We start from the raw sequence: 25,813 nt of genomic DNA on the forward strand, positions 1-25,813 counted from the left end.
GCACCGTTGATTTATATCGTATTTCAAGATGGACAAGATGCACAACGACTATTTGCAGAATTAAGTAAAGCGCCACAACCATATGGAAAATTGCTTTACGACGACAAGACGATTACCGTTTTTTTTCATGAATCGAATGTTGCGCATATGCGCGCATTGTTCATTCCGATTTTTACTTCATGCATCATTCGAGCATTTGAAGCACGTTGGCTTTTATCGATCATTTCGCGCACATTTTTTTATGAAAACGAAGAAGAACAACAACAAATTTTACAGCTCGCTTATTCGTTTATTGACGGTGAGAGACATTACTATCGCCTTGGAAAAAAAACGAATATGCCGCGTGAGCAATTAATTGCGCAATCGTTGCATGAATGTTTGCATGAAGGGTTGTTTTCGTTTGAATCGCTTATGACTTTTCGTTTGAAGCCGTATTATGACCGTCTTATGCATTATGTCGAATTAGCCATTGACGAATACAAATTAGAGCAAGAATACCAATCATTTGTTCATATGTTGCGTGAAATTGTTGCATCACGCCCGCCGCAAATGAATGCTCTTCACGTATTATATGAGCACGGATCGTTTCAATTTTTCGATGAGCGATTCGTCTACTTGTCACCTCAGCAGCTGAAGCAGTGGATTGACCGTAGATTGATGGTGAGTCAGCCGATGTATATTGATACATCTGTATTAGCACCGCTCGTCTCTATTGCGCCAGAAAAAATATGGATATATACCGATGTGACAGATGTTGGGATGATTCAAACGATTCAAAACGTATTTCAAGAGCGAATTGAGCTACGAACACCTCTTGATTTTCCAAAAAAGTATGCTTATAATGACATACATAATGAATAAAGCCAAAAGTGATGATGAGGACACGGGTGTATTTTTACGGTTCACAGAGAGGGAAGGCATAGGCTGAAACCTTCCTAACACGGAAAATGCACTTACCACCTCTAAACTTCAGCAGTGAACAATGGGACGATTGCCCGTTCAGTAATTGCTGACGGTTTGCGCCGTTATCGAAATGAAGCCGTTTATACGCTCGTTTTGTATTTGTATAGACGGAAAGAAGGGTGGAACCACGAAGCCAACTCGTCCCTCGTTTTTGGGACGAGTTTTTTTATTTTTAAAAAAGGAGTGAATAGCTTTGGCGGATGTAGTAAAAATTACATTTCCAGATGGAGCAGTAAAGGAGTTTCCGAAAGGGGTGACAACGGAAGACATTGCGGCTTCCATTAGCCCAGGACTGAAGAAAAAAGCGATTGCAGGAAAGCTAAATGAGCGCATGATCGATTTACGCACACCGATTGAAGAAGATGGCGCCATTTCAATTATTACACAAGATATGCCAGAAGCACTTGACATTTTGCGTCATAGCACAGCGCATTTAATGGCCCAAGCCATTAAACGATTATATAAAGATGTAAAGCTTGGCGTTGGTCCTGTCATTGAAAACGGCTTTTACTACGATATTGATGTCGATGTCCCAATTACAGCGGAAGACTTACCAAAAATCGAACAAGAAATGAAAAAAATTGTAAAAGAAAACTTGGACATCGTTCGTAAAGAAGTGAGCCGTGAAGAAGCGATTCGTCTTTATGAAGAAATTGGCGATCCGTTGAAAATTGAACTCATTCACGATATTCCAGAAGGAGAAGTTGTCTCCATTTACGAGCAAGGAGAATTTTTCGATCTTTGTCGCGGGGTTCATGTGCCGTCAACAGGAAAAATAAAAGAGTTTAAACTGTTAAGTGTAGCAGGCGCGTACTGGCGCGGCGACAGCAAAAACAAAATGTTGCAACGCATTTACGGCACAGCGTTTTTCAAAAAGGAAGACTTAGACGAATATTTGCGCCTTTTACAAGAAGCGAAAGAGCGCGATCATCGTAAGCTTGGAAAAGAACTCGACTTATTTATGACGTCACAAAAAGTTGGACAAGGATTGCCGCTTTGGCTTCCAAAAGGGGCGACAATTCGCCGAACAATTGAGCGTTATATCGTCGATAAGGAGTTGTCGCTTGGTTACCAACACGTATATACGCCTGTGCTCGGTAGCGTGGAATTATATAAAACGTCTGGCCATTGGGATCATTATAAAGATGGGATGTTCCCACCGATGGAGATGGATAATGAGCAGCTTGTATTACGTCCGATGAACTGTCCACATCATATGATGGTATATAAACATAAAATTCATAGCTATCGCGAACTGCCAATTCGCATCGCAGAACTCGGCACGATGCACCGTTATGAAATGTCTGGAGCGCTTACAGGTTTGCAACGTGTGCGCGGCATGACGTTAAATGATGCACATATTTTCGTACGCCCAGATCAAATTAAAGACGAGTTTAAGCGTGTCGTTAATTTAATTTTAGACGTATATAAAGACTTCGGTTTAACAGATTATTCATTCCGCCTGTCGTATCGTGATCCACAAGATAAAGAAAAATATTATGATGACGATGCGATGTGGGAAAAAGCACAAAGCATGCTAAAAGAGGCAATGGACGAGCTTGGGCTTGACTATTACGAAGCGGAAGGTGAAGCGGCGTTTTACGGTCCAAAGTTAGATGTTCAAGTGCGTACGGCGCTAGGAAAAGACGAGACGTTATCGACTGTTCAGCTTGACTTCTTGTTGCCGGAACGTTTTGATTTAACGTACATCGGTGAAGACGGAAAACCGCATCGCCCAGTCGTTATTCATCGTGGTGTTGTATCGACGATGGAGCGTTTCGTTGCCTTTTTAATCGAGGAGTATAAAGGAGCGTTCCCGACTTGGCTAGCACCAGTGCAAGTACAAGTCATTCCGGTCGCTCCATCTATCCATATGGATTATGCGTATGAGGTGAAGCATGCGCTACAAGCTGCAGGTATTCGTGTTGAAGTCGATGAGCGTGAAGAAAAAATCGGCTATAAAATTCGTGAAGCACAAATGCAAAAAATTCCGTACATGCTTGTTGTCGGCGATAACGAAGTAAAGGAGAAGGCGGTAAACGTAAGAAAATACGGCCAACAAACAAGTGAAACGATGCCGCTTCATGCGTTTGTCGATCTCATCGAAAAAGAAGTACGAAAATAGTTGCATTTTCTCTCGATGTTTGCTATAGTGTTACTTGTTGTAATCAATTAACATCGGTTGACAATAACATGACATTTATGGTATATATGTTAGAGTAAAAATAAATACTTGTTTGACACAAGCAGAAGCACCCGCTTCTCACCTGATGGACGCCGTAGGGCTGTTAACAGGTTCATGACAAAACAAATGTTGTGAGTGAGACGTGTGGGTGTATTGTACCCACACGTTTTTTGTTGTGTGCGTTCTGCTTTAACAAACAAGTTTGAAAAAACCGTGGAGGTGGCTAGTTATTAGCAAAGATTTTATTATTAATGAGAACATTCGGGCACGTGAAGTTCGTTTAGTCGATCCAAATGGAGAGCAGCTTGGGATTAAGACGAAACAAGAAGCGTTAGAAATTGCAGCGCGTTTAAATTTAGACTTAGTGATGGTTGCACCAAATGCGAAACCGCCAGTATGCCGCATTATGGATTATGGCAAGTTCCGCTTCGAGCAACAAAAGAAGGAAAAAGAAGCGCGTAAAAAGCAAAAAGTGATTAACGTAAAAGAAGTTCGTTTAAGCCCAACGATCGAAGAACATGACTTCAACACGAAATTGCGCAACGCGCGGAAGTTCCTTGAAAAAGGAGATAAAGTGAAAGCGACAATTCGCTTTAAAGGACGTGCGATTACGCATAAAGAAATTGGTCAGCGCGTGCTTGATCGATTTGCTGAAGCATGTGCGGATATTGGTACGGTTGAGACGGCTCCAAAAATGGATGGCCGCAGTATGTTTTTAGTGCTAGCACCGAAAAACGACAAATAACAAAAGGGAGGAACACCTTATGCCAAAAATGAAAACTCACAAAGGCTCAGCGAAGCGTTTCAAAAAGACAGGAACTGGTCAATTAAAACGTTCACACGCATTCACTAGCCACTTATTCGCTAACAAAACACAAAAACAAAAGCGTAAACTTCGTAAAGCAACGCTTGTATCAAAAGGCGACTTCAAACGCATTCGTCAATTGTTAGATAACGTAAAATAATTTTAGGAGGGAAATGTTATGCCACGTGTAAAAGGCGGTACAGTCACACGCAGACGTCGTAAAAAAATTCTTAAACTTGCAAAAGGATATTTCGGTTCGAAACATCGTTTATATAAAGTTGCAAACCAACAAGTGATGAAATCGTTAATGTACGCGTATCGCGATCGTCGTCAACGTAAACGCGACTTCCGTAAACTTTGGATTACGCGCATTAACGCAGCAGCGCGCATGAACGGTCTTTCTTACAGCCGTTTAATGCACGGATTAAAACTTGCAGGTATTGAAGTAAACCGCAAAATGCTTGCTGATTTAGCAGTAAACGATGCAGCGGCATTCACACAACTTGCAAACATCGCAAAAGAAAATTTAAACAAGTAATAAAGGAAATGACCATTCTCCCTTGAGGGGATGGTCATTTTTTGTAAGAGGGGGAGAAAAAATGGATATAAGAAAATTATTCGATATGCAGCGGCAATTGGACGAACGAATTGAGACGGAGCGCGGATTGCGTGGTGAACGTTTAGTCGAGCGCAAGTTGTTAGCTCTTCTTGTTGAAATCGGGGAACTTGCGAATGAAACGCGTTGCTTCAAGTTTTGGAGTTCGAAGCCACCAGCAGCAGTCGAAACGATTTTAGAAGAATATGTTGACGGTCTTCACTTTATTTTATCGCTCGGGCTCGACCTTTCTTTACATGAGGGTGTACAATGGCCAAACGTACAAGAAAGCCGACCGCTTGTTGATCAATTTTTACGCGTATTTGAGGCGGTTCACGCGTTTCGTGGACAGCTAAATGAAGAAGCATACAATCAACTAGTATATGCGTACGCCCAGCTTGCTCATGCTCTCTCTTTTACTGCCCAGCAAATTGAACGTGCGTACATCGCGAAAAACGAAGTAAATCATGAACGGCAAAGCCACAATTATTAACAACTATCGAAATGTTTAGTATAATGAATGTTGTACATAGAGAGGAGTGACAGATGTGAAAAAGCTCGATGAAACGTTAACGATGTTGAAGGCGTTAACGGATGCAAAAGGCGTTCCAGGGAATGAACGGGAAGTACGTGAAGTGATGAGATCGTATATCGCTCCGTATGCCGATGAAGTGACGACGGACCGCCTCGGAAGTTTAATTGCGAAAAAAGTAGGAAAAGAAAATGGACCAAAAGTGATGATTGCTGGTCATTTAGATGAAGTTGGTTTTATGGTGACGCAAATTGATGAAAAAGGCTTTATTCGTTTCCAACCGCTTGGCGGCTGGTGGAGCCAAGTCATGCTCGCTCAACGTGTGACGATCGTGACGCAAAAAGGCGACATCACAGGTGTCATCGGTTCAAAACCGCCGCACATTTTACCTGTAGAAGCAAGAAGAAAGCCTGTTGAAATAAAAGATATGTTTATTGACATCGGAGCTTCGAGCCGTGACGAAGCGATCGAGTGGGGAGTGCGCCCTGGCGATGCGATTGTACCATATTTTGAATTTACGGTTATGAACAATGAAAAAATGTTGCTTGCGAAAGCATGGGATAACCGCATCGGTTGCGCCGTTGCGATCGATGTGTTGAAACAATTAAAAGATGTGGAGCATCCAAACGTCGTGTATGGCGTTGGTACAGTGCAAGAAGAAGTAGGCTTGCGCGGTGCGCGAACATCTGCTTTTGCGATCGAACCAGATATTGCATTTGCGGTTGATGTTGGCATTGCTGGTGATACACCAGGTGTGTCAGAAAAAGAAGCCATGGGTAAACTTGGCGGCGGACCGCATATCGTTTTATACGATGCAACGCTCGTTTCTCATAAAGGATTGCGAGAATTTGTCGTTAGTGTTGCGGAGGAAATGAACATCCCGTACCGCTTTGACGCGATGCCAGGTGGCGGAACAGACGCTGGTGCGATCCATATGACGATGCGCGGCGTTCCAGCGCTCACCATTTCCATCCCAACGCGCTACATTCACTCTCACGCTGCCCTTCTTCACCGCGATGACTACGAACAAACAGTAAAACTACTAGTCGAAGTCATTAAGCGTCTCGATGAAGAAAAAGTGAAAGAAATTACGTTTGATTAAGAGAAGAGAAGTCGACTCGAACAGGGTCGACTTTTTTATAAGTGTTTTTGTACAATAGTGAGGCCCTAAACATGTGACAAATTTATTTGTTTGCTTGAATAGAAAAACTGTGCTTTGTTGAAAAGTAGTGAGATTTTAGCTCATTAAATACGTCAGGAAAAGTTAGAAGAATTTTTGTATTAAGAAATATTGCACATCTTTTCCATTTCGTTTATAATAGCACTAAACCGGTTTATGAAAACGTTTTCTGAACTAAATCGATTTAGTATTGAGAAAGAGGGATCCCGTTGAAAAAAGTCACGATGGCTGATGTCGCAAAGTTGGCCAACGTTTCCAAAAGCACAGTATCACAATACTTGAATCAACGCTATGAATATATGAGCGAGGAAACGAGAAAGCGCATCGCCCGAGCAATTGAGGAGCTTGGCTATCAGCCAAATGTAATCGCCCGAAGTCTAAAGCAAAAAACGACAGCCACCATCGGTGTAATTGTATTTAATATGCTCCATATGTTGACGACAGAAGTGCTACATGCCGTTGAAGAGGAATGCCAGAAGCGCGGATTTCATGTCATTGTCTGCAACTCAGACGATGACCCAGAAAAGGAAAAAAAATATGTTGACATGCTTCTAGCGAAACAGGTTGATGGACTAATTGTCTTTCCGACAGGAAAAAACGAAGAGATGTATCGTCATCTTGCAGAGGAACATTTTCCGCTTGTATTTGTCGACCGGATGGTGCCAGGGGTAGAGATAGATAGCGTATTGTTGGACAATTTTATGGCGGCAGAAATGGCTGTTGATTATTTAATCACACATGGGTATGACCGCATCGCTATCGTCACTCCGCCACTTGTGGCTCATAACGTGCCTCGGATGGAACGGTTTGAAGGGTTTTGTAAAGCAATGAAGAAAAGAGGATTGGATGTCGGCGACATGAATGTGATTACTGCTAATCCCGCCGTGTTATCTGAAGAGCTGAAAAAAAGGTTTACTAAACCGGAACGACCAAACGCTTTGTTTGCCATTAACGATTTGACTTTAATGGGCATTTTGCGATTTGCGAAAGAAACCGACATTCGCATGCCAGAAGATCTAGGGGTAATTAACATCGATGATGTGCCGTTTGCTGATATTTACACCCCGGTGCTGACGACGATCGCCCAGCCGACATTTGCCATGGGAAAAAAAGCATCCGAACGGGTATTTGCGCAAATTGATCAAAAGCGGAAGGGCAAGCCGCGTGTGTTTCGTTTCCCTCCGATACTGAAGGAACGAACATCAATTAGACGAAAGGATAAATGACGAAGAAGGGAGGAGAAACGATGGCCATTCAAGAAAAAGTCGTCATTGGAGTCGATATTGGAACGACGAGCACAAAAGCAGTCGTTTTTGGTGAACGAGGTCGGGTGCTAGCCTCTTATGCTGTCGATTATCCGATTATTCAGCCACATCCCGGCTGGGCAGAACAAGATCCGGATGAGTTGTTCGCAGCGGTCATTCAAGCGGTAGGAGGAGTGACCGTTCGCTATGCCATCCGTCCTGAACAAGTGAAAGCATTAGGGTTTAGCGCAGCCATGCACTCGGTTATGGCGGTTGATAAGGAGGAGAAGCCGCTTACTCGCCTCATCATCTGGGCTGACAATCGAAGCGTTTCTCAAGCAGAAAAGCTACTTAAGAAACAAAACGGGCTGGATATTTACCGGCGGACGGGAACGCCGATTCACCCGATGTCACCACTAGTGAAACTGTTATGGCTGAAAGAAGAACAGCCAGATGTATTTCGAAATGCCCGACGTTTTGTCTCGGTAAAAGACTACGTTCTGTATCGCCTATATGGAAACTATGTCACCGATCACTCGCTCGCTTCAGCGACCGGTCTATTTAACCTTGCTACACTCGATTGGGATGAGGACGTCCTATCCTTCCTTGGCATCGGTCGTGAACATTTGCCGCGCCTTGTGCCGGCGACGCACATTTTGCAAGGAATGAAAAAAGAATGGGCGGAAAAAATGGGATTATCTTCTGATGTGCCGGTCATTATCGGGGCAAGCGATGGTGTGCTTGCAAACATCGGGGTCGGGGCTGTGCTTCCAGGCGAGGCTGCCATTACGATCGGAACGAGCGGGGCGGTGAGAACAATTGCAGCCAAACCAACGACGGATGAAAAAGGTAGAACGTTTTGTTATGCCTTGACACCTGGGTATTGGGTCGTTGGTGGACCAACGAATAATGGAGGAATTTTGCTTCGGTGGCTACGCGATGAATTTGGTGCGCAAGAGCGAGAAGTGGCGAAAAAACTTGGAATAGATCCGTATGACTTATTGACAAAATACGCTGAACATGTTCCGCCTGGGGCAGAGGGACTTGTGTTTTTACCGTTTTTATCGGGAGAACGTGCACCGTATTGGAATGCAAATGCACGTGGGACATTTTTTGGTCTTAGTCTTCATCATAAGCGCGAACATTTCATCCGCGCGGTGATGGAAGGAGTCTGTTTTAGCATTTTATCAGTAGCACTTGCCATTCGTGATGTGACCGGACCGATGGAGGAAATTCGTGTGTCGGGTGGGTTTGCTAAATCGCCATTTTGGCGGCAAATACTTTCGGATATGCTTGGAAAACCGCTCATTGTGCCACAGACGCACGAAGCATCTGCATTAGGAGCTGCTGCTGTAGCAATTCATGCTTTAGGTGAGTTGTCTTCATTGGGAATGGTAAAGACATGGATTGACACGACGGCTCGACATGAACCAAATGAAGCTCATACACTTATTTACGCTGAATTGTTTGATTTGTATGTGCGGTTGTATGATCGATTGAAAGAGGAATTTGATACGATCGCAATGTTTCAGCGACGGGACAGATGGAAAGGTTTATCATCTAAATCGGTTTAGTTTCCCAGCGAATCGTTACTAAACCGATTTAGGTAGCTTTACAGTTTTATAGTTGGAAACTGAAAGCGTTTACGAAAGTGAGAAATTTCATTTCGTCATTCTGTGCAAAAAAACAAAGGGGGAACAAGGAATGGGGATTGCCATTGTTGTTGTTGCTATTATTGCGTTATTGCTATTGATTGCTATAGCGAAAATGCATCCGTTTGTCGCACTTATTTTAGTCTCTGTTGGTGTCGGTCTAGCGATGGGGATGCCGCTTATTGCACCGTCACCGGAAACACCGGGCATTATTGATTCGATTAAGGCTGGATTAGGAAATACACTTGGTTTTTTAGCGATTGTGTTGGCGCTTGGAACGATGCTTGGGAAAATGATGGCGGAATCCGGTGGAGCTGAACGGATTGCCAAAACGTTAATTGATCGTTTTGGTCAAAAACGTGTTCATTGGGCAATGATGGTCGTTGCTTTTTTGGTTGGGATTCCGGTGTTTTTCCAGGTGGGATTTGTGTTGCTTATTCCTCTCGTCTTTACGATTGCGATGGAAACAGGTATTTCGCTCATTACAATCGGAATTCCACTTGTCGCTGGTTTATCGGTCGTGCACGGTCTTGTTCCACCGCACCCAGCAGCGATGGCGGCTGTTGGTATCTTTAAAGCGGACGTTGGAAAGACGATTCTTTATTCGATCATCGTTGGTCTGCCGACGGCAATCATTGCCGGACCGTTGTATGGAAAATGGATTGGTTCGCGCATGTACAAAAAGGTACCAGCGGAAATTGCTGAACAACTCGTACAGCATAAAGAAACAAGAGAACTTCCTGGATTCGGAAATACGCTATTTACAATCTTGCTTCCAGTCATCTTAATGCTTATTGCCTCGATTGCTAACGTCACGCTTGATCAAACATCCGAAGCAGCAAAAATATTACGTTTTATCGGTGACCCAATTGTTGCACTACTCATTGCCACGATTTATTCGTTCTTTAGCCTAGGCTATGCCCGCGGCTTTAACCGCGACAGCGTACAGAAATTTGCCAATGACTGCCTTGGACCAGTGGCAAATATTTTGCTTGTTATCGGAGCGGGAGGAGCGTTTAATAAAGTGCTTCTTGATTCTGGCATCGGCCAACAAATTGCAGAAGCAGCGAAACATTCGGATTTATCTCCGCTTTTGTTAGGGTGGGGGATTGCTGCTCTCATCCGCATCGCGACCGGTTCAGCTACTGTTTCGATGATGACTGCTGCCGGTATTGTTGCGCCAATCGCTGCCAGTATGTCGGGTACAAATGTGGAGCTACTTGTGTTGGCGACTGGTGCTGGCTCGTTGATTTTATCGCACGTTAACGACTCTGGTTTTTGGATGATTAAAGAATATTTCGGTATGACAGTGAAAGAAACATTAATGACTTGGACTGTGATGGAGACGATCATCTCGGTGGTAGCTTTTATTTTCATCTCATTGTTAAGCACTGTTCTCTAATAAACAGCACCCGCCCCGTCTCACTTATGGGGCGGGATTTCTATTTTTTCTAAACAGAAGCAATTAGCTGATGGAATCCGTTGATTTTTTATTGCTTGATGAGCTACTTCGCAAGTAACAGTTCATCGTGAATAAGAAGCCACTTTGTTTATAAGTGATATGAAAGGCTTTATGCTTCTTTCCCTTACATACTAGATTAGGATAATTAGTTACATTTTCTATTTTTCAATATAAATAATGAATACTGCGAAAAAGTCTTACATATTTAAAAAATACAAACATTTATAAAAAAACATTGATAACATGGATGTTTTTTGTTATATTTTACTTAAACATTAAGTAAAATTGACTAAAAAAGGAGGGTGGTGATTTAATAAAGTATCTGCTATTATCTCCGCGTTATGATTTTAGATTTTTAAAAATTTTTGTAGGTTTTTATGAAAGGGTTTACATAAAGAAAAAAGGGGGAACTAAAGTCATGTTTAAAGGAAAAAAAGGTTTAGCATTATCTTTAATAGTGGCATCTAGCATTTTCATGGCAACAGGATGTAACAATAACACAAGTGGTGGGGATAGTAAAGATGATTCTCTACCGATGGTTGGTGCTACAATTTATAAATTTGATGATAACTTTATGTCTTATGTACGTCGTTCTATGGAAGAGACAGCAAAAGGAAAAATTAATCTTATGCTAAACGATTCCCAAAACGATCAGTCAAAACAAATTGAGCAAATTGATACGTTAATAGCAAAAGGAGCAAAAGCGTTAGCTATTAACCTCGTAGATCCGAAGGCTGCTCAAACAGTTATTGATAAAGCTAAGGCAAAAAATATTCCGGTTATCTTTTTTAACAAAGAGCCAGATGCAAGTGTGTTAGCTAGCTATGATAAAGCGTATTATGTAGGAACGAACTCAGCAGAGTCTGGGATCATTCAAGGGGAATTGATTGCAAAAGCGTGGGAAACTAATAAAGACAAATACGATAAGAATAAAGACGGGAAGATTCAATACGTATTATTAAAGGGTGAGCCAGGGCATCCTGACGCAGAAGCACGGACAAAATATTCTATTGAAACAGTCAAACAAAAAGGTATTGAAGTTGAAGAATTAGCAATGGACACTGCTATGTGGGATGCAACGAAAGCGACTGAGAAAATGGATGCGTGGATCTCAAAATTTAATGACAAAATTGAATTTGTTATTTGTAATAATGATGCGATGGCACTTGGTGCAGTTGCTTCTCTTGAAAAAGCTGGATATTTCAACGGGGATAAATTTATTCCGGTCGTCGGTGTTGATGCAATTCCAGAGGCTCTTGAGATGATTGAAAAAGGAAAAATGATTGGCACGGTATTGAACGATGCGAAAAACCAAGGAAAAGCAACGATTGAGCTTGCAACAAACGCTGCAAATGGTAAAGATGTTTTAGAAGGAACTGAATGGAAATTAGATGAAACGAAGGCTGTTCGAGTTCCTTATGTCGCAATAACTAAAGAAAATATCCAAGTAGGTAAGGATTCTTACAAATAAGTAGATATTGAAAGAAGGTAGCGCCTTAGTGCAATCGGATATATGGTGGCTAGGGCGCTTTCTCAATAGAGATTTAAAACAGCCCCTTTTTAATAAGGTTTATGTAGGAGGGTTAATTATGTCGTCGGCATCTAGCGCTAGTTACATACTAGAAATGAAAAACGTAACAAAGAGATTTCCGGGAGTAGTTGCTTTGCAAAATGTTACATTAAAAGTTAAGCCAGGAACTGTTCATGCATTAATGGGAGAAAACGGGGCAGGTAAATCTACTCTAATGAAATGTTTATTTGGGATTTATTCGATGGATGAAGGTCAAATTTTATTAGATGGGAAAGAAGTGAAATTTGAAAATCCGAAGCAGGCGCTAGAAAATGGAGTTTCGATGGTACATCAAGAACTTAACCAAGTTCGCCAACGAAGTGTTATGGATAACATCTGGCTGGGGCGCTATCCGAAAAAAGGTGTTCTGATAGATGAAAAGAAAATGTATGAAGATACTTTAGAGATTTTTAAAGGATTAGATATTCATATTGATCCTCGTAGAAAAGTTAGTACTCTATCTGTTTCTGAAATGCAGATGGTAGAGATCGCAAAAGCGGTTTCTTATCAGTCAAAAGTGATTGTGATGGACGAGCCAACTTCTTCTCTGACTGAAAAAGAGGTAGAGCATTTATTTAAAATCATTGGAAAGTTAAAGCAGGAAAATATAAGTATTATTTATATATCACACAAGATGGAAGAAATTTTAAAAATATCTGATGAAGTGACGATTATGCGTGATGGTCAATATATCACAACGAAGAGCGCAAAGGAACTAACAACAGATGAGATAATTAGGCTCATGGTAGGAAGAGAATTATCGCAACGCTTTCCTCCGAAAACAAATAAACCAGGAGATGTCATTCTAAGAGTAAAGGATTTGACTGCTGAAACCCAACCGTCTTTTTCTAATGTCAGCTTTGAATTAAGAAAAGGTGAGATTTTGGGTGTTGCCGGATTAGTGGGTTCAAAGCGCACAGAATTACTCGAATCATTATTTGGACTGAGGGCTATTCGATCTGGAACAATCGAGATTCACGGGCGGACTATTAATAATAAATCACCACAAGAGGCAATTGAAAACGGATTCGCACTTGTAACAGAGGAAAGAAGAACAACGGGGATATTTCCTGATCTAAGTGTTAGATTTAATTCTATCATTTCGAATTTACGGAAATATAAAACAAAATGGTTATTTGTATCTGATAGTGAAATGCATAACGATACAAAATGGGTTATTGATTCAATGAAAGTAAAGACTCCTTCGCAAAAAACACCAATTCGAAGCTTATCAGGTGGAAATCAACAAAAAGTCATTATTGGCAGATGGCTACTCACCAAACCAGACATTTTATTATTAGATGAACCGACACGTGGTATTGATGTAGGAGCTAAATTTGAAATTTATCAGTTAATTAATGAACTAGCTAAAGAAGGAAAAGGTATTATTATGGTTTCTTCAGAAATGCCTGAGTTATTAGGGGTTACTGATAGAATTTTAGTGATGAGTAATGGGAAAGTTGCAGGAATTGTTGATACTGCTAAAACTTCTCAAGAAGAAATCATGCGATTATCAGCGTTGTATTAGGAGGATGAGGAGATGACTCAAGATATAAAAAACTCAACCGTTATAAAGTGGTTTGTCGATAATGTTATATACGTAGTTTTAGTACTTCTTGTGGCAGGAATTGTTGTTATATCTCCTGACTTTTTATCGATTACGAACTTAATTAACATACTAAGTCAGTCATCATCACGGATCATTATTGCACTTGGCGTGGCGGGAATTTTAATTACTGCCGGTACAGATTTGTCGGCAGGAAGAATGGTTGGACTTGCAGCAGTAATTTCTGCTTCTCTTCTACAAGCACCAGATTATGCATATAAAATGTACCCTAATTTACCTGAATTGCCTTTATTTATACCTATTTTAATTGCTATGGTAGCAACAGGGGTGTTGGGTGCGTTAAATGGTATTATCGTATCAAAATTTCATGTTCCGCCTTTTATTGCTACGTTAGGGATGATGATCGGGGTGTATGGAATCACGTCTATTTATTTCGATCGTCCGCCTTATGGAGCCCAACCGATTGGTGGATTAAGTGAAAGTTTTATCAAATTTGCGCAAAGAGGCATCCCTGTTGGTCAATATGAAGTTCCTTACCTTATTATTTATGCAGTAGTTGTATCCGTTATTATATGGGTTATTTGGAATAAAACAGAGTTAGGGAAAAATATGTATGCAATCGGTGGTAATCCAGAGGCTGCCAAAGTTTCAGGAGTAAATGTGACGAAAAACCTTATTATTATTTATACAATTGCAGGAATTCTTTATGGTTTTTCTGGAACATTAGAAGCTGGACGAGTAGGTAGTGCTACAAATAATACTGGAAATATGTACGAATTAGATGCAATCGCAGCTTGTGTAGTGGGAGGAGTTTCACTATCTGGGGGTATCGGGACCGTTTCGGGTGTAATAGCGGGAGTTTTAATTTTTCAAATTATTAACTACGGTTTGACCTTCCTTGGGGTAAGTCCATATATCCAATTTATTGTGAAAGGTTTAATAATCATTTTAGCTGTAGCATTTGATATGCGTAAGCACGCTAAGAAGAAATAACATGGTGAAAAAGTAAGGTGTCTCAGTTATACACTGAGGCACTTTTATTATGACTACGAACAAACAGTAAAACTACTAGTCGAAGTCATTAAGCGTCTCGATGAAGAAAAAGTGAAAGAAATTACGTTTGATTAAGAGAAGAGAAGTCGACTCGAATAGGGTCGACTTTTTACTTTTTTTTAGAAAATTTTTATTGACTTAAGTTAAATAATTTACTAAAATTTTTATTAACAGAAGTAAGCGCTTACTAAAATAAAACTTATTTCTAGTGGGAGATAACAATGAATAAGAAAAGGTTATTAATGAAACGGTGTGGATGTTCGTTTCAGAAGACCAATCCGAAGCGTTTGTCGCTTACTTTAGGGTATTAGCGGAGGCGAACGCTCCAATTTCTTCTATTCGTCTGAAAGGACTGAACCACCGTAAACAATACTATCTAGTTGGAAAAGGGGAAGTATATGGTGGTGATGAGTTGATGTATGTGGGGATAAATATTCCATATATTCTAGGAGACTTCATGAGTTTTACTTGGGTATTAAAGGAATGGGAGAAGGATTTCTGATTATTTAGGTAACTAGTATTAAAATAAATTTAAGCAAAAGTGGTGATCTAGAATGATTGAACATTTAAAAAATGAATATATAAAAGCATTTCAAGGGGGATATGGAAGATCATCTGTCTTCTTCGCCCCCGGCCGTGTCAATTTAATTGGAGAACATACAGATTATAACGGCGGATATGTGTTACCTTGCTCATTGCATATCGGAACATATGCGGTCGCTCGGTTGAATGATGATGGGATGATTCGGCTCTATTCAAAAAACTTTCATGAAGATGGAATTGTCTCCGTCACAAAAGACGAACTTTCATATGACGAACGTCATGGATGGGCGAATTATCCAAAGGGAATCATTCGAGCGCTTATGCCGAAAGATGTACAAAATGGGATTGACGTCTTATACTATGGCAATATTCCGAATGGGGCTGGATTATCTTCGTCTGCGTCGATTGAGCTCGTTACGGCCGTCATGTTGAACCATTTGTTTGAATTAAATATCGAGATGTTGGAATTAGTGAAGATTAGCCAACAAGTAGAAAACGAATATATCGGTGTTAATTGTGGCATTATGGATCAATTTGCGGTTGGAATGGGAAAAGCAGGTCATGCGCTACTGCTTGATTGCCAAACGCTTCAATACGAGTATTTGCCCCTGTCTTTGGAAGATTGCTCGATCGTCATTGCAAATACGAATAAAAAGAGGGGATTAGCTGATTCAGCATATAACGAGCGACGTGCGACATGCGAGCAGGCGTTGACGAAATTACAACAATATGTACGCATCAACTCGCTTGGAGATATGACGATGGAACAGTTTAATCAATATGCACATGTATTGTCTCCGATCGAACAAAAACGGGTGCGACATGTCGTTTCAGAGAATGAACGGACAAAGCAAGCAGCTTTTGTTTTACGCCAAGGAGATTTGCATACATTTGGACAATTGATGCGCCAATCACATGAATCATTGCGTGATGATTATGAAGTGACGGGAAAAGAGTTAGATACGCTTGTTGAAGCGGCATGGAAACATGAAGGTACAATAGGAGCACGTATGACGGGGGCAGGCTTTGGTGGTTGTACTGTAAATATTGTAAAGGACGATCATATTCCATCGTTTATTGAGCAAGTCGGTCAAATGTATGAAATGGAGATTGGTTATGCCCCAAGTTTTTATGTAGCTAAAATTGGCGATGGGGCAAAACAGCTTACGAAAGAAGGAGAGAGTGCGCGATGATTCTCGTTTGCGGTGGGGCTGGATACATTGGAAGTCATGCAGTGTATCGTTTAATCGAAAAAGGAGAAAGAGTTGCTGTCGTGGATAATTTACAAACAGGACATCGAAAAGCTGTTCATCCAGAGGCGATATTTTATGAAGGTGATATTCGTGATCGCCACTTTTTAAGCAACGTATTTAAAAAGCATGAAATCGATACAGTTATTCATTTTGCAGCCAACTCTCTTGTTGGTGAAAGTGTGAAACAGCCGTTAGCTTATTACAATAACAATGTTTATGGTACAGAAGTGCTGCTTGATGTGATGAATGAATATGGCGTAAAACAAATTGTTTTCTCATCAACGGCTGCGGTGTATGGGGAACCAAAACAAATTCCGATTCAAGAGGCAGATGAAACAAACCCTGAAAGTCCGTATGGAGAAACAAAACTAGCGATGGAAAAAATGATGAAATGGGTGAACGTTGCACACGGTATTCGCTATATTTCTTTACGATATTTTAATGTTGCTGGAGCGTATGGAACGATGCTTGGTGAAGATCATCGTCCGGAGACCCATTTAATTCCACTTATTTTGCAAGTACCGTTACGGAAACGAGAAGAGATTCATATTTTTGGAGATGATTACGACACGCCTGATGGCACGTGCATTCGTGACTACATTCATGTGCTAGATTTAGTCGATGCTCATCTATTAGCGGTAGAAAAACTAAGAAACGGTGGGGAAAGCAACATATACAATTTAGGAAATGGCAACGGTTTTTCTGTAAAAGAAGTCATTGAGGCTGCACGACGCGTGACGGGACATCCGATTCCTGAAAAAGTTGTGCCGAGACGACCTGGAGATCCTGCGCGTTTAGTTGCTTCATCGGAAAAAGCAAAACGTGAACTTGGCTGGAAACCGATATACACATCTATTGAAGAAATTGTTGCTTCAGCATGGGAGTGGCATCAAGCGAATCCGAACGGATATGAAGAGGTGTAAGCGATGGTAAACATTTATGAAGAAATTGAAGCGCTTATTCAATATGCGCTACATCATCGTTTAATTGAACGAGAAGATGTCATTTATACACGCAATCGAATATTAGCGTTGTTGAAATTAGACGAATGGCAACAAGTTGACGTGATGCCTTCTTCGGATCGCCCACTTGTTTCCATCTTACAACGGATGATCCATTGGGCTGAAGAACATGGACGGCTTGTTGGAAAGACAGTTACTGATCGCGATTTATTTGATACAGAGATTATGAATTGTTTTGTAGCGCGTCCATCAACGATCATTCAAACGTTTTACGAGAAATATAAACGCAATAAGCAAGAAGCAACAACTTGGTTTTATGAGCTTAGTCAAGCATCCAATTACATTCGCGTAGACCGAGTGATGAAAAATAGACGATGGAAAGCGCGTACGAAATATGGGGATATGGATATCACGATTAACTTATCCAAACCCGAGAAAGATCCACGGGACATTGCGCGCATGAAGGATGTAAAAGAACAACGTTATCCTACTTGCTTATTATGTATTGAAAATGAAGGGTATGCAGGAACGATTCGTCATCCTGCGCGAGCGAATCATCGCATCATCCCACTTCATTTATGCGGTGAACGTTGGTTTTTCCAATATTCCCCTTACGTTTATTATGATGAACATTGCATCGTATTACGCGATAAACATGTGCCGATGAAAATGGAAAGAAAAACGTTTGAGCGGTTGCTTGATTTTGTCGATCAATTTCCACATTATTTTATCGGCTCTAATGCTGATTTACCAATTGTAGGAGGATCTATTTTATCGCACGATCATTTTCAAGGTGGAAAATATACGTTTGCGATTGAAAAAGCTCCATCTGATTTTTCGTTTACATTGCCAGCTTATCCTCACGTACAAATGAGCATTGTTCGTTGGCCGATGTCAGTTATACGTATACGTGGAGCAAAGAATGATGTATTACAAGTGAGTGATTTGATTTATAAAGAATGGAAAAAATATAGCGATCCTCAAGTGGATATATATGCACAAACAAACGATGTGCCGCACAATACAGTCACGCCAATTGCTCGTCGACGTGGGGAGTTGTACGAGATGGACATCGTGTTAAGAAACAATCGCACATCAGAACAATATCCGTACGGTATTTTTCATCCGCATGAGGAATTGCACCATATTAAAAAGGAAAATATCGGTTTAATTGAAGTCATGGGGTTAGCGGTATTGCCTAGTCGATTGGCGGATGAGCTAGACCATATCGCACGATATATGAAAAATCAAACGCCAAAAGAGCAATGGGAACCGTCGTTATTGAAACATTGGGAATGGGTGCAAGACATAATGGAAAGACACTATGTTTTTGATGATGTACATGAATTATTAAAAGAAGAAGTAGGAAAACGATTTGAACAAGTACTCGAACATGCGGGAGTGTTTAAGCGGACGGAAGAAGGAAAGCGAGCGTTTCATCGCTTTATTCAACACCTTCAGGAACGAAATGAATAAAGATGGGGAAAAAAGATGTATATCGGTGTAGACTATTATCCAGAATACTGATCAAAAGAAATGATTGAAGAAGATATTCGAAGAATGGGTGTGAAAACGGTCAGAAGATGGGGGCAAATGGCTATTTGGAACTGTTTGTACCCTCAACATGCGATATTGATGGGAAATGCTTTCGAGGAGGTGAATTGAGGATTCAAGGGGTTGATGTAGCAGTGTTAAGAGAGCATGATGAAGCCGGGAAGGTTTAGAGAAGTCTCGTTCCGACAGTTGGCAACATAATATGCATAAGATGACAATGTCTATAAACATTGGATCTTACGCACTTAGTGAAAAGGCTCATTTCATTAAGACAACAACTGAAAAATGTATGTTTTTCGGCTGTATATTCTTAATTAGACTCCTTTTTCACCAAAAGTTCATAAGAATTAAAAAAACAGGAGGGATTTTCTTTGAAAAAGATTTTGACACTATTTTTAGTAAGTATTCTTCTATTAACTGCTTGTTCTTCAAAAACGAAAAACGGTGGAGCTGCAGATAGCACAAAAAGTACGAATGAAATAACAGTGTGGACGTGGGATCCAAATTTTAACGTAAAAGCGATGAAAATTGCAGAAGAGTTTTATAAGAAAGAGAATCCTAATTTTAAATTAAAAATTATTGAAAATGCTCAAAAGGATGTCGTTCAAAAGCTTAATACAAGTTTAAGTTCTGGCACAACAAAAGGCTTGCCAAATATCGTATTAATTGAAGACTATAGTGCACAGAGCTTCCTTAAATCGTATCCTGATGCATTCTATGACCTATCAAAATATTTCAAAGCGGAAGATTTTGCTGAATATAAACTTGCTTCTACTAGCTTAAATGGTAAACATTATGGGCTTCCGTTTGATACAGGGGTTGCTGGGTTATATGTGAGAACAGATTATTTGCAAAAAGCGGGATATACTGTTGATGATTTACAAGGATTGGACTGGAACAAATATATTGAAATTGGGAAAAAGGTAAAACAAGCAACGGGTAAATATATGCTTGCACTCGATCCTAAAAATCTGGGGATTATTCGTGAGATGATTCAAAGTAGTGGTTCATGGTATGTGAAAGAAGACGGAGTAACCCTGAATTTGGCAGACAATGAGCCGCTGAAGGAAGCATTTAAAACTTACAAAGAAATTGTAAACGCAGGGATATCGAAACCTGTTTCTGACTGGGGTCAATTTATTTCCTCTTTTAATAGTGGAGCAGTTGCATCGATCCCGACAGGAAACTGGATTACAGCTTCTGTTAAAGCCGAAGCTTCTCAGGCTGGTAAGTGGGCTGTTGTGCCTTTTCCGAAACAATCGGGCATTCCTAACTCTGTTAATGCTACGAACCTAGGTGGAAGTTCTTGGTATGTACTTAACATTCCTGGAAAAGAAAAGGCGGCAGAATTTCTAGCTAAAACGTTTGGATCAAATGTTGAGTTTTATGAAGCGCTAAACAAAGAAATTGGTGCAATTGGCACATACAAACCAGCTGCTAATAGTGAGGCCTATAAGGTTGCAGATGAGTTTTTTGGAGGTCAAAAAGTAACAGCTGATTTCTCCAAATGGATGACAGAAATTCCTCAAGTAAACTATGGTGCACATACGTATGTGATCGAAGATATTTTAGCAGTTGCGTTGCAAGATTACTTAAAAGGCAAAGATCTTGATAAAGTGTTGGAAGATGCACAAAAACAGGCAGAACAACAAGTTAAATAAATATACAGAACATCTATCAATTGTTTTATGAATTAAGCCCCGGGATTCCGCCGTCCTGTCTGGTTTTTATACTAGCACCATTCCGTAGGAAGCGGAGTGGTTCGGGGCTTTTCAGTGAAGAGGTGCGCCTTGAGTTGTTATTTTCATGCGCGGAAGGAGAGTAAAAGTTTGTTCATGGATTTTTTGTTATCAATAGTGATAGGGAGTTGAGATAGAGTGATTCCGTCAACAAAGATGAATATAGATTTGACGATTAAAACAGGTCGAAATATTAATCGGAAACACCGTATTAAGAGCACAATAGTTGGATGGTCTTTTGTGATATTGGCTACTATTATGATTTGCGTATTTTATTTCTATCCAATGGTTCAGGCATTGATTCTTTCGTTACAATCAGGTTCGGGTGCGAATCTAACTTTTGTTGGACTGAAAAATTATGCTCGTCTATTTAACGATCCTACCTTTTTAACAACTGTAAAAAATACAGTGATATACCTTATTATTCAAGTTCCGATTATGATTATTGTCGCTTTATTCTTAGCCGTACTATTGAATAATCCGAAATTAAAGCTGAGAGGATTGTTCCGAACAGCAATCTTTTTACCATGTGTCACTTCCCTAGTTGCGTATTCTGTCATATTTAAATATTTGTTTAGCGAAGATGGATTGATCAACGTTATGTTGACGAAATTTTCCCTTATATCTGAGCCAATCAACTGGCTAGGTGATCCTTTTTGGGCTAAAGTGACCATTATTATTGCTCTTACGTGGAGATGGGCAGGATATAATATGATTTTTTACTTATCTGCTCTACAAAATATTGATCAATCCATTTATGAAGCCGCTAAAATTGATGGTGCTTCGCCAGTTCAGCAGTTTTTTAAAATTACGATTCCATTGTTAAAGCCTGTGATTTTGTTTACGTCAATCACTTCAACAATCGGTACGCTCCAGCTGTTCGATGAAGTAGTGAACATTACGCAAGGGGGACCGGGAAATGCAACGATGACGATTTCTCAATATATCTACAATCTTTCATTTAAATATACTCCTGATTTCGGTTATGCGGCAACAGTTTCGTATGCGATTGTGATTATGATTGTATTCTTTTCTATTATTCAGTTTAAAGTGGCAGGTGATAAAAATGAGTAATCTTAAAAACGTATTCAACTATACTGCTTTAACCATTGCATCTATTGTTTCTGTGTTTCCATTTTTGTGGATGGTTGTTAGTGCAACGAATAAATCAGTAGAAGTGACGAAAGGGCGGTTATTGCCAGGTAGTCACTTTATGGAAAACTTCCGCAACCTGCTTGATAGCACTAATCTGGTCAATGCATTAATGAATTCGGCAAAAATCGCGATTGTAACAACTTTACTTGCATTGTTGGTCTCCTCTTTGGCTGGTTACGGATTTGAAATTTTTAAAAGCAAAACAAAAGATTTTGTATTTAATTTCTTGTTGCTTTCAATGATGATACCTTTTGCTGCTTTAATGGTCCCGTTGTTTAGAATGTTTGGGACAATATCACAAATATTTCCAAGCATCGGTATTGATACAATGACGGCCGTTATTTTGCCGACAGTCACAACGGCATTTCTGATTTTTTTCTTCCGCCAAAACACGAAAATGTTCCCGAAGGAAATTATTGAAGCGGGCCGAATTGATGGATTGTCTGAATGGGGGATCTTCTTCAGGCTGTATGTCCCTACCATGAAAACAACCTATGCAGCCGCGGCCATTATTACATTTATGTCGAGCTGGAACGGCTATTTATGGCCACTTGTCATATTACAGTCCCCGGAGAACCAGACGGTGCCATTGCTTATATCAAACCTCGGATCGAGTCATTATCCGGATTTTGGAATGATCATGACCGCTGTTGTGATCGCTACCTTGCCGACGGCGCTAATCTTCTTTTTCATGCAAAAGCACTTCGTTGCTGGGATGCTCGGTTCAGTAAAATAATGAGTAAGGAGTGTGGAAATAATGAAAAAAACATTAACAACCCCCACATTAGAATGGCTTTCAGATCCTCGTGTGTTCGGTGTTAATCGCCTGCCTGCCCATTCGGACCATATTTATTATGAGACGTTGGAAGAAGCAAAAAGTGGAGTTTCCATGTCGATGCGCTATGAGTTGAATGGGAATTGGAAGTTTCACTATGCAGTCAATCCAGCTAGCCGACCGGCGGAATTTTATCAGCTCGATTTTGACTGCTCAAACTGGAGTGATATTTCCGTACCAGGACATATTCAGTTGCAAGGTTATGGAACTCCCCAGTATGTAAATGTAATGTATCCGTGGGATGGTCATTGCGATGTTCATCCTCCAGAAGTTCCTATGGATTATAATCCAGTAGGAAGCTATATAAAAATTTTTAATCTCCCTAAAAGCATGAAAGATAAACCGGTGTATATTTCTTTTCAAGGAGTAGAGTCAGCGTTTTATGTTTGGTTGAACGGGCAGTTTGTTGGGTATAGTGAGGACTCTTTCACGCCGGCAGAATTTGAACTTACACCTTTTATAAAGGATGGAGAGAATAAGCTCGCGGTTGAGGTTTACCAGTACAGCACCGGAAGTTGGCTTGAGGATCAGGATTTCTGGCGTTTTTCTGGAATCTTTCGCGATGTATACCTTTATACAGTGCCAGATATTCATGTCTATGATTTACATGTTCGCGCCGAATTGGATTCGTCCTATACGAGAGGCATGTTAACGGCGGACCTTACCTTTTTGTCTCCGGTACCTGCCGGCTCTAGGTTTATCGCTGAACTGTATGATGCGAAAGGCGACCTTGTCGCCAAAAAAGACGGAGAGCTTCATGGCGAAAAGGGGACATTTTCCATTGCGGTCGATGAACCGGAATTATGGAGCGCGGAGAAACCGTATTTGTATAAGCTATATATTCAGATTTTTAACGAGTTTGGCCAATTGGTAGAGGTTGTTCCACAGAAGGTCGGTTTTCGAAGATTCGAGATCATCAATAAAGTTATGCACCTTAACGGAAAACGGATTGTATTTAAAGGCGTTAACCGACATGAATTTCATTGCCGAAGAGGCCGGGCGATCACAAAGGAGGATATGCTATGGGATATTAAAACGTTGAAGCGTCATAACATTAACGCAGTCCGTACGTCACACTATCCGAATCAAAGCTATTGGTATGAACTATGCGATGAATACGGCATCTATGTCATTGATGAAATGAATTTGGAAACGCACGGAACGTGGCAAAAAATGGGCCGTGTCGACCCCACATGGAATGTTCCGGGGAACAATCGAGAATGGCAAGACATTGTTATGGACCGGGCGATTTCAATGTTTGAAAGGGATAAGAACCATCCTTCCATCCTGATTTGGTCATGTGGAAATGAATCGTATGCTGGGGAAGTTCTGTTAAACGTCGCCAACTATTTTCGGTCAGTCGATCCGAGCCGTCTTGTCCATTATGAAGGAGTATTCCACGCCCGCGAGTACAATGATATAAGCGACATAGAAAGTCGTATGTACGCAAAGCCTCATGAAATTGAAAAGTATTTAACAGAAAATCCGGATAAACCGTATATCAGCTGCGAATATATGCATGCAATGGGGAACTCGCTCGGCGGGATGTACAAATATACGGATTTGGAACAAAAGTATCCGATGTATCAAGGTGGTTTTATTTGGGATTTCATTGATCAAGCCCTTGTGAAAAAAGATCGTTATGGAAAAGAATTTTTGGCATATGGAGGGGACTTTGGCGACCGTCCAACCGATTACGGTTTCTGCGCGAACGGAATTGTCTATGCCAACCGGGAGTTGTCACCGAAGATGCAGGAAGTAAAATATCTTTATCAAAACTTTAAGCTTTCACCGGATCAATACGGTGTTAATATTAGAAATGAAAGTCTTTTTACTGACACAAGTGAATATGATTTAGAATACGTCCTATTCCTTGAAGGGAGAGAGTTGTATCGAAGCAAGCTGAATGTATCGGTAGCACCGCAGGAAGAGAAAAGAGTCGAGTTCGACTGGCCCCTTGGGATGATGGCAGATGCAGGTGAATATTGCATTCATGCATCATTTAAATTGAAAGAAAAAACACTTTGGGCTGATGTTGGTTATGAGGTGGCATTCGGCCAATTTGTATTCCAGATTGGTTCCAAGGAGTTCGTTGTTCCTAGCGGAAAGTTAAAAGTTGTCCATGGTGATGTCAACATTGGGGTGCACGGCAAAGATTTTACGATCATGTTTTCCAAACAGGCAGGAAGCCTAGTTTCAATGAATTACGCAGGCAAGGAGATGATTGCGGTCCCTCCTGCACCATTGTTTTGGAGGGCTACGACTGATAATGACCGAGGTTTTTTGCAAGACTTCTATTCGGGGCTTTGGTATGCGGCGAGTTTGGCGCGTAAATGTGTAAAAGTCGATGTGAAAGAGGAAGCAGCCCAAGTAAATGTCACCTTTACTTACAAATTTTCCATTAACCCTGAATTGGAAGTGAAAATTGGTTATACCGTTTATGCTGATGGCAGCATTCGCGTGAAGGCGGTCTATCATGGAGTCGAGAATCTTCCGTCAATGCCGATTTTTGCGGTATCATTCAAGGTTCCAGCCGACTATAATCAACTCGAGTGGTATGCAATGGGGCCCGAAGAAAACTATGTCGATCGCTCAAAGGGGGCAAGACTTGGAATTTTTAGAAATCAAGTATCTGACAATGTATCGCGCTATCTCAAACCGCAGGAATCAGGAAACAGAACAGGTGTTCGTAGAGTAAGCTTAACGAACAACAATGGACAGGGAATAAAAATTTCTTCTATAACTGAACCGTTGGAATGCAACTTTTCGCCATACACAGCTTTTGAACTTGAACATGCCAATCATCATTACGAGCTGCCCAATATTCATTATACGGTTGTCACGGTAGCAGGTCGACAAATGGGAGTTGGCGGGGACGACAGCTGGGGCGCCCCAGTTCACGATGAATACGTCATAAAGGCAGATCAAGACATGGAATTTGAGTTTATGATTCATAAAGTTTAG

Annotated in this window: 20 protein-coding genes, 1 pseudogene and 1 other annotated feature; all 21 genes and pseudogenes read left to right on the top strand. The window is 40.8% G+C overall.

Annotated elements, in window-relative coordinates; genetic code table 11:
* The first annotated feature begins 6 nt into the window (after nucleotides 1–6).
* The 21 genes and pseudogenes from ytxC to NSQ23_RS03840 all read left to right on the top strand — a co-directional run bounded on the left by ytxC (nucleotide 7) and on the right by NSQ23_RS03840 (nucleotide 25,813).
* On the top strand, nucleotides 7–861 hold the full coding sequence (gene ytxC / locus NSQ23_RS03740) for a putative sporulation protein YtxC (RefSeq protein ID WP_339173047.1): 855 nt from the start codon (nucleotides 7–9) through the stop codon (nucleotides 859–861).
* Nucleotides 862–1,156: 295 nt separating this feature from the next.
* Complete coding sequence (thrS, locus tag NSQ23_RS03745; protein ID WP_339173050.1) at nucleotides 1,157–3,088, top strand: threonine--tRNA ligase; 1,932 nt, start codon at nucleotides 1,157–1,159, stop codon at nucleotides 3,086–3,088.
* A 113-nt stretch (nucleotides 3,089–3,201) separates the two neighbouring features.
* Nucleotides 3,202–3,325: a sequence feature (ribosomal protein L20 leader region), on the top strand.
* Between the two features lie 25 nt (nucleotides 3,326–3,350).
* The gene (gene infC, locus NSQ23_RS03750) at nucleotides 3,351–3,893 is read left to right on the top strand and encodes a translation initiation factor IF-3 (RefSeq protein ID WP_004889092.1); all 543 of its coding nucleotides are present in this window, start codon (nucleotides 3,351–3,353) and stop codon (nucleotides 3,891–3,893) included.
* Between the two features lie 19 nt (nucleotides 3,894–3,912).
* Entirely contained in the window at nucleotides 3,913–4,113 is a 201-nt protein-coding gene (rpmI, locus tag NSQ23_RS03755; RefSeq protein ID WP_003397838.1) for a 50S ribosomal protein L35, read from the top strand.
* An 18-nt stretch (nucleotides 4,114–4,131) separates the two neighbouring features.
* Nucleotides 4,132–4,491 (top strand): 50S ribosomal protein L20, encoded by a 360-nt coding sequence (gene rplT, locus NSQ23_RS03760; protein WP_003397837.1) that lies wholly within the window; start codon nucleotides 4,132–4,134, stop codon nucleotides 4,489–4,491.
* A gap of 61 nt (nucleotides 4,492–4,552) precedes the next feature.
* A complete protein-coding gene (locus tag NSQ23_RS03765) occupies nucleotides 4,553–5,041 on the top strand; it encodes a dUTP diphosphatase (protein ID WP_339173053.1) in 489 nt (162 codons plus the stop codon).
* Between the two features lie 55 nt (nucleotides 5,042–5,096).
* The gene (locus NSQ23_RS03770) at nucleotides 5,097–6,182 is read left to right on the top strand and encodes a M42 family metallopeptidase (protein ID WP_339173056.1); all 1,086 of its coding nucleotides are present in this window, start codon (nucleotides 5,097–5,099) and stop codon (nucleotides 6,180–6,182) included.
* A gap of 287 nt (nucleotides 6,183–6,469) precedes the next feature.
* Complete coding sequence (locus NSQ23_RS03775) at nucleotides 6,470–7,486, top strand: LacI family DNA-binding transcriptional regulator (RefSeq protein ID WP_339173059.1); 1,017 nt, start codon at nucleotides 6,470–6,472, stop codon at nucleotides 7,484–7,486.
* A 20-nt stretch (nucleotides 7,487–7,506) separates the two neighbouring features.
* A complete protein-coding gene (gene gntK / locus NSQ23_RS03780) occupies nucleotides 7,507–9,078 on the top strand; it encodes a gluconokinase (protein WP_339173061.1) in 1,572 nt (523 codons plus the stop codon).
* A 130-nt stretch (nucleotides 9,079–9,208) separates the two neighbouring features.
* Entirely contained in the window at nucleotides 9,209–10,558 is a 1,350-nt protein-coding gene (locus NSQ23_RS03785) for a GntP family permease (protein WP_339173064.1), read from the top strand.
* A 478-nt stretch (nucleotides 10,559–11,036) separates the two neighbouring features.
* Nucleotides 11,037–12,089: a galactose/glucose ABC transporter substrate-binding protein MglB gene (gene mglB / locus NSQ23_RS03790; RefSeq protein ID WP_339173067.1), complete on the top strand. Its 1,053-nt coding sequence runs from the start codon at nucleotides 11,037–11,039 to the stop codon at nucleotides 12,087–12,089.
* A 118-nt stretch (nucleotides 12,090–12,207) separates the two neighbouring features.
* The gene (gene mglA, locus NSQ23_RS03795) at nucleotides 12,208–13,716 is read left to right on the top strand and encodes a galactose/methyl galactoside ABC transporter ATP-binding protein MglA (RefSeq protein ID WP_339174269.1); all 1,509 of its coding nucleotides are present in this window, start codon (nucleotides 12,208–12,210) and stop codon (nucleotides 13,714–13,716) included.
* A 12-nt stretch (nucleotides 13,717–13,728) separates the two neighbouring features.
* Nucleotides 13,729–14,748 carry a galactose/methyl galactoside ABC transporter permease MglC gene (gene mglC, locus NSQ23_RS03800; protein WP_339173069.1) on the top strand — a complete coding sequence of 340 codons (1,020 nt, stop codon included), beginning with the start codon at nucleotides 13,729–13,731 and terminating at the stop codon, nucleotides 14,746–14,748.
* 301 nt (nucleotides 14,749–15,049) lie between these two features.
* Nucleotides 15,050–15,310 (top strand): annotated as a pseudogene (locus NSQ23_RS03805) (GH36 C-terminal domain-containing protein); the annotation flags it as partial.
* 52 nt (nucleotides 15,311–15,362) lie between these two features.
* Nucleotides 15,363–16,544 carry a galactokinase gene (locus tag NSQ23_RS03810; protein WP_339173072.1) on the top strand — a complete coding sequence of 394 codons (1,182 nt, stop codon included), beginning with the start codon at nucleotides 15,363–15,365 and terminating at the stop codon, nucleotides 16,542–16,544.
* Nucleotides 16,541–17,527, top strand: coding sequence for a UDP-glucose 4-epimerase GalE (gene galE, locus NSQ23_RS03815; protein ID WP_339173074.1), 987 nt, complete (start codon nucleotides 16,541–16,543; stop codon nucleotides 17,525–17,527). Before NSQ23_RS03810 ends, galE begins: the two co-directional genes overlap by 4 nt.
* A 3-nt stretch (nucleotides 17,528–17,530) precedes the next feature.
* Nucleotides 17,531–19,042, top strand: a complete 1,512-nt coding sequence (galT, locus tag NSQ23_RS03820; RefSeq protein WP_339173077.1) for a UDP-glucose--hexose-1-phosphate uridylyltransferase — start codon at nucleotides 17,531–17,533, stop codon at nucleotides 19,040–19,042.
* Between the two features lie 449 nt (nucleotides 19,043–19,491).
* A complete protein-coding gene (locus tag NSQ23_RS03825) occupies nucleotides 19,492–20,781 on the top strand; it encodes an extracellular solute-binding protein (protein WP_339173079.1) in 1,290 nt (429 codons plus the stop codon).
* A 234-nt stretch (nucleotides 20,782–21,015) separates the two neighbouring features.
* The gene (locus NSQ23_RS03830; RefSeq protein ID WP_004889100.1) at nucleotides 21,016–21,933 is read left to right on the top strand and encodes a sugar ABC transporter permease; all 918 of its coding nucleotides are present in this window, start codon (nucleotides 21,016–21,018) and stop codon (nucleotides 21,931–21,933) included.
* Nucleotides 21,926–22,750 carry a carbohydrate ABC transporter permease gene (locus NSQ23_RS03835; protein ID WP_339173082.1) on the top strand — a complete coding sequence of 275 codons (825 nt, stop codon included), beginning with the start codon at nucleotides 21,926–21,928 and terminating at the stop codon, nucleotides 22,748–22,750. The genes NSQ23_RS03830 and NSQ23_RS03835 overlap by 8 nt, the downstream gene beginning before the upstream one ends.
* Nucleotides 22,751–22,771: 21 nt before the next feature.
* Complete coding sequence (locus tag NSQ23_RS03840; protein WP_339173085.1) at nucleotides 22,772–25,813, top strand: glycoside hydrolase family 2 TIM barrel-domain containing protein; 3,042 nt, start codon at nucleotides 22,772–22,774, stop codon at nucleotides 25,811–25,813.

It is taken from the genome of Anoxybacillus sp. FSL W8-1294 (assembly GCF_037965005.1).
Taxonomy (GTDB): domain Bacteria; phylum Bacillota; class Bacilli; order Bacillales; family Anoxybacillaceae; genus Anoxybacillus; species Anoxybacillus flavithermus_G.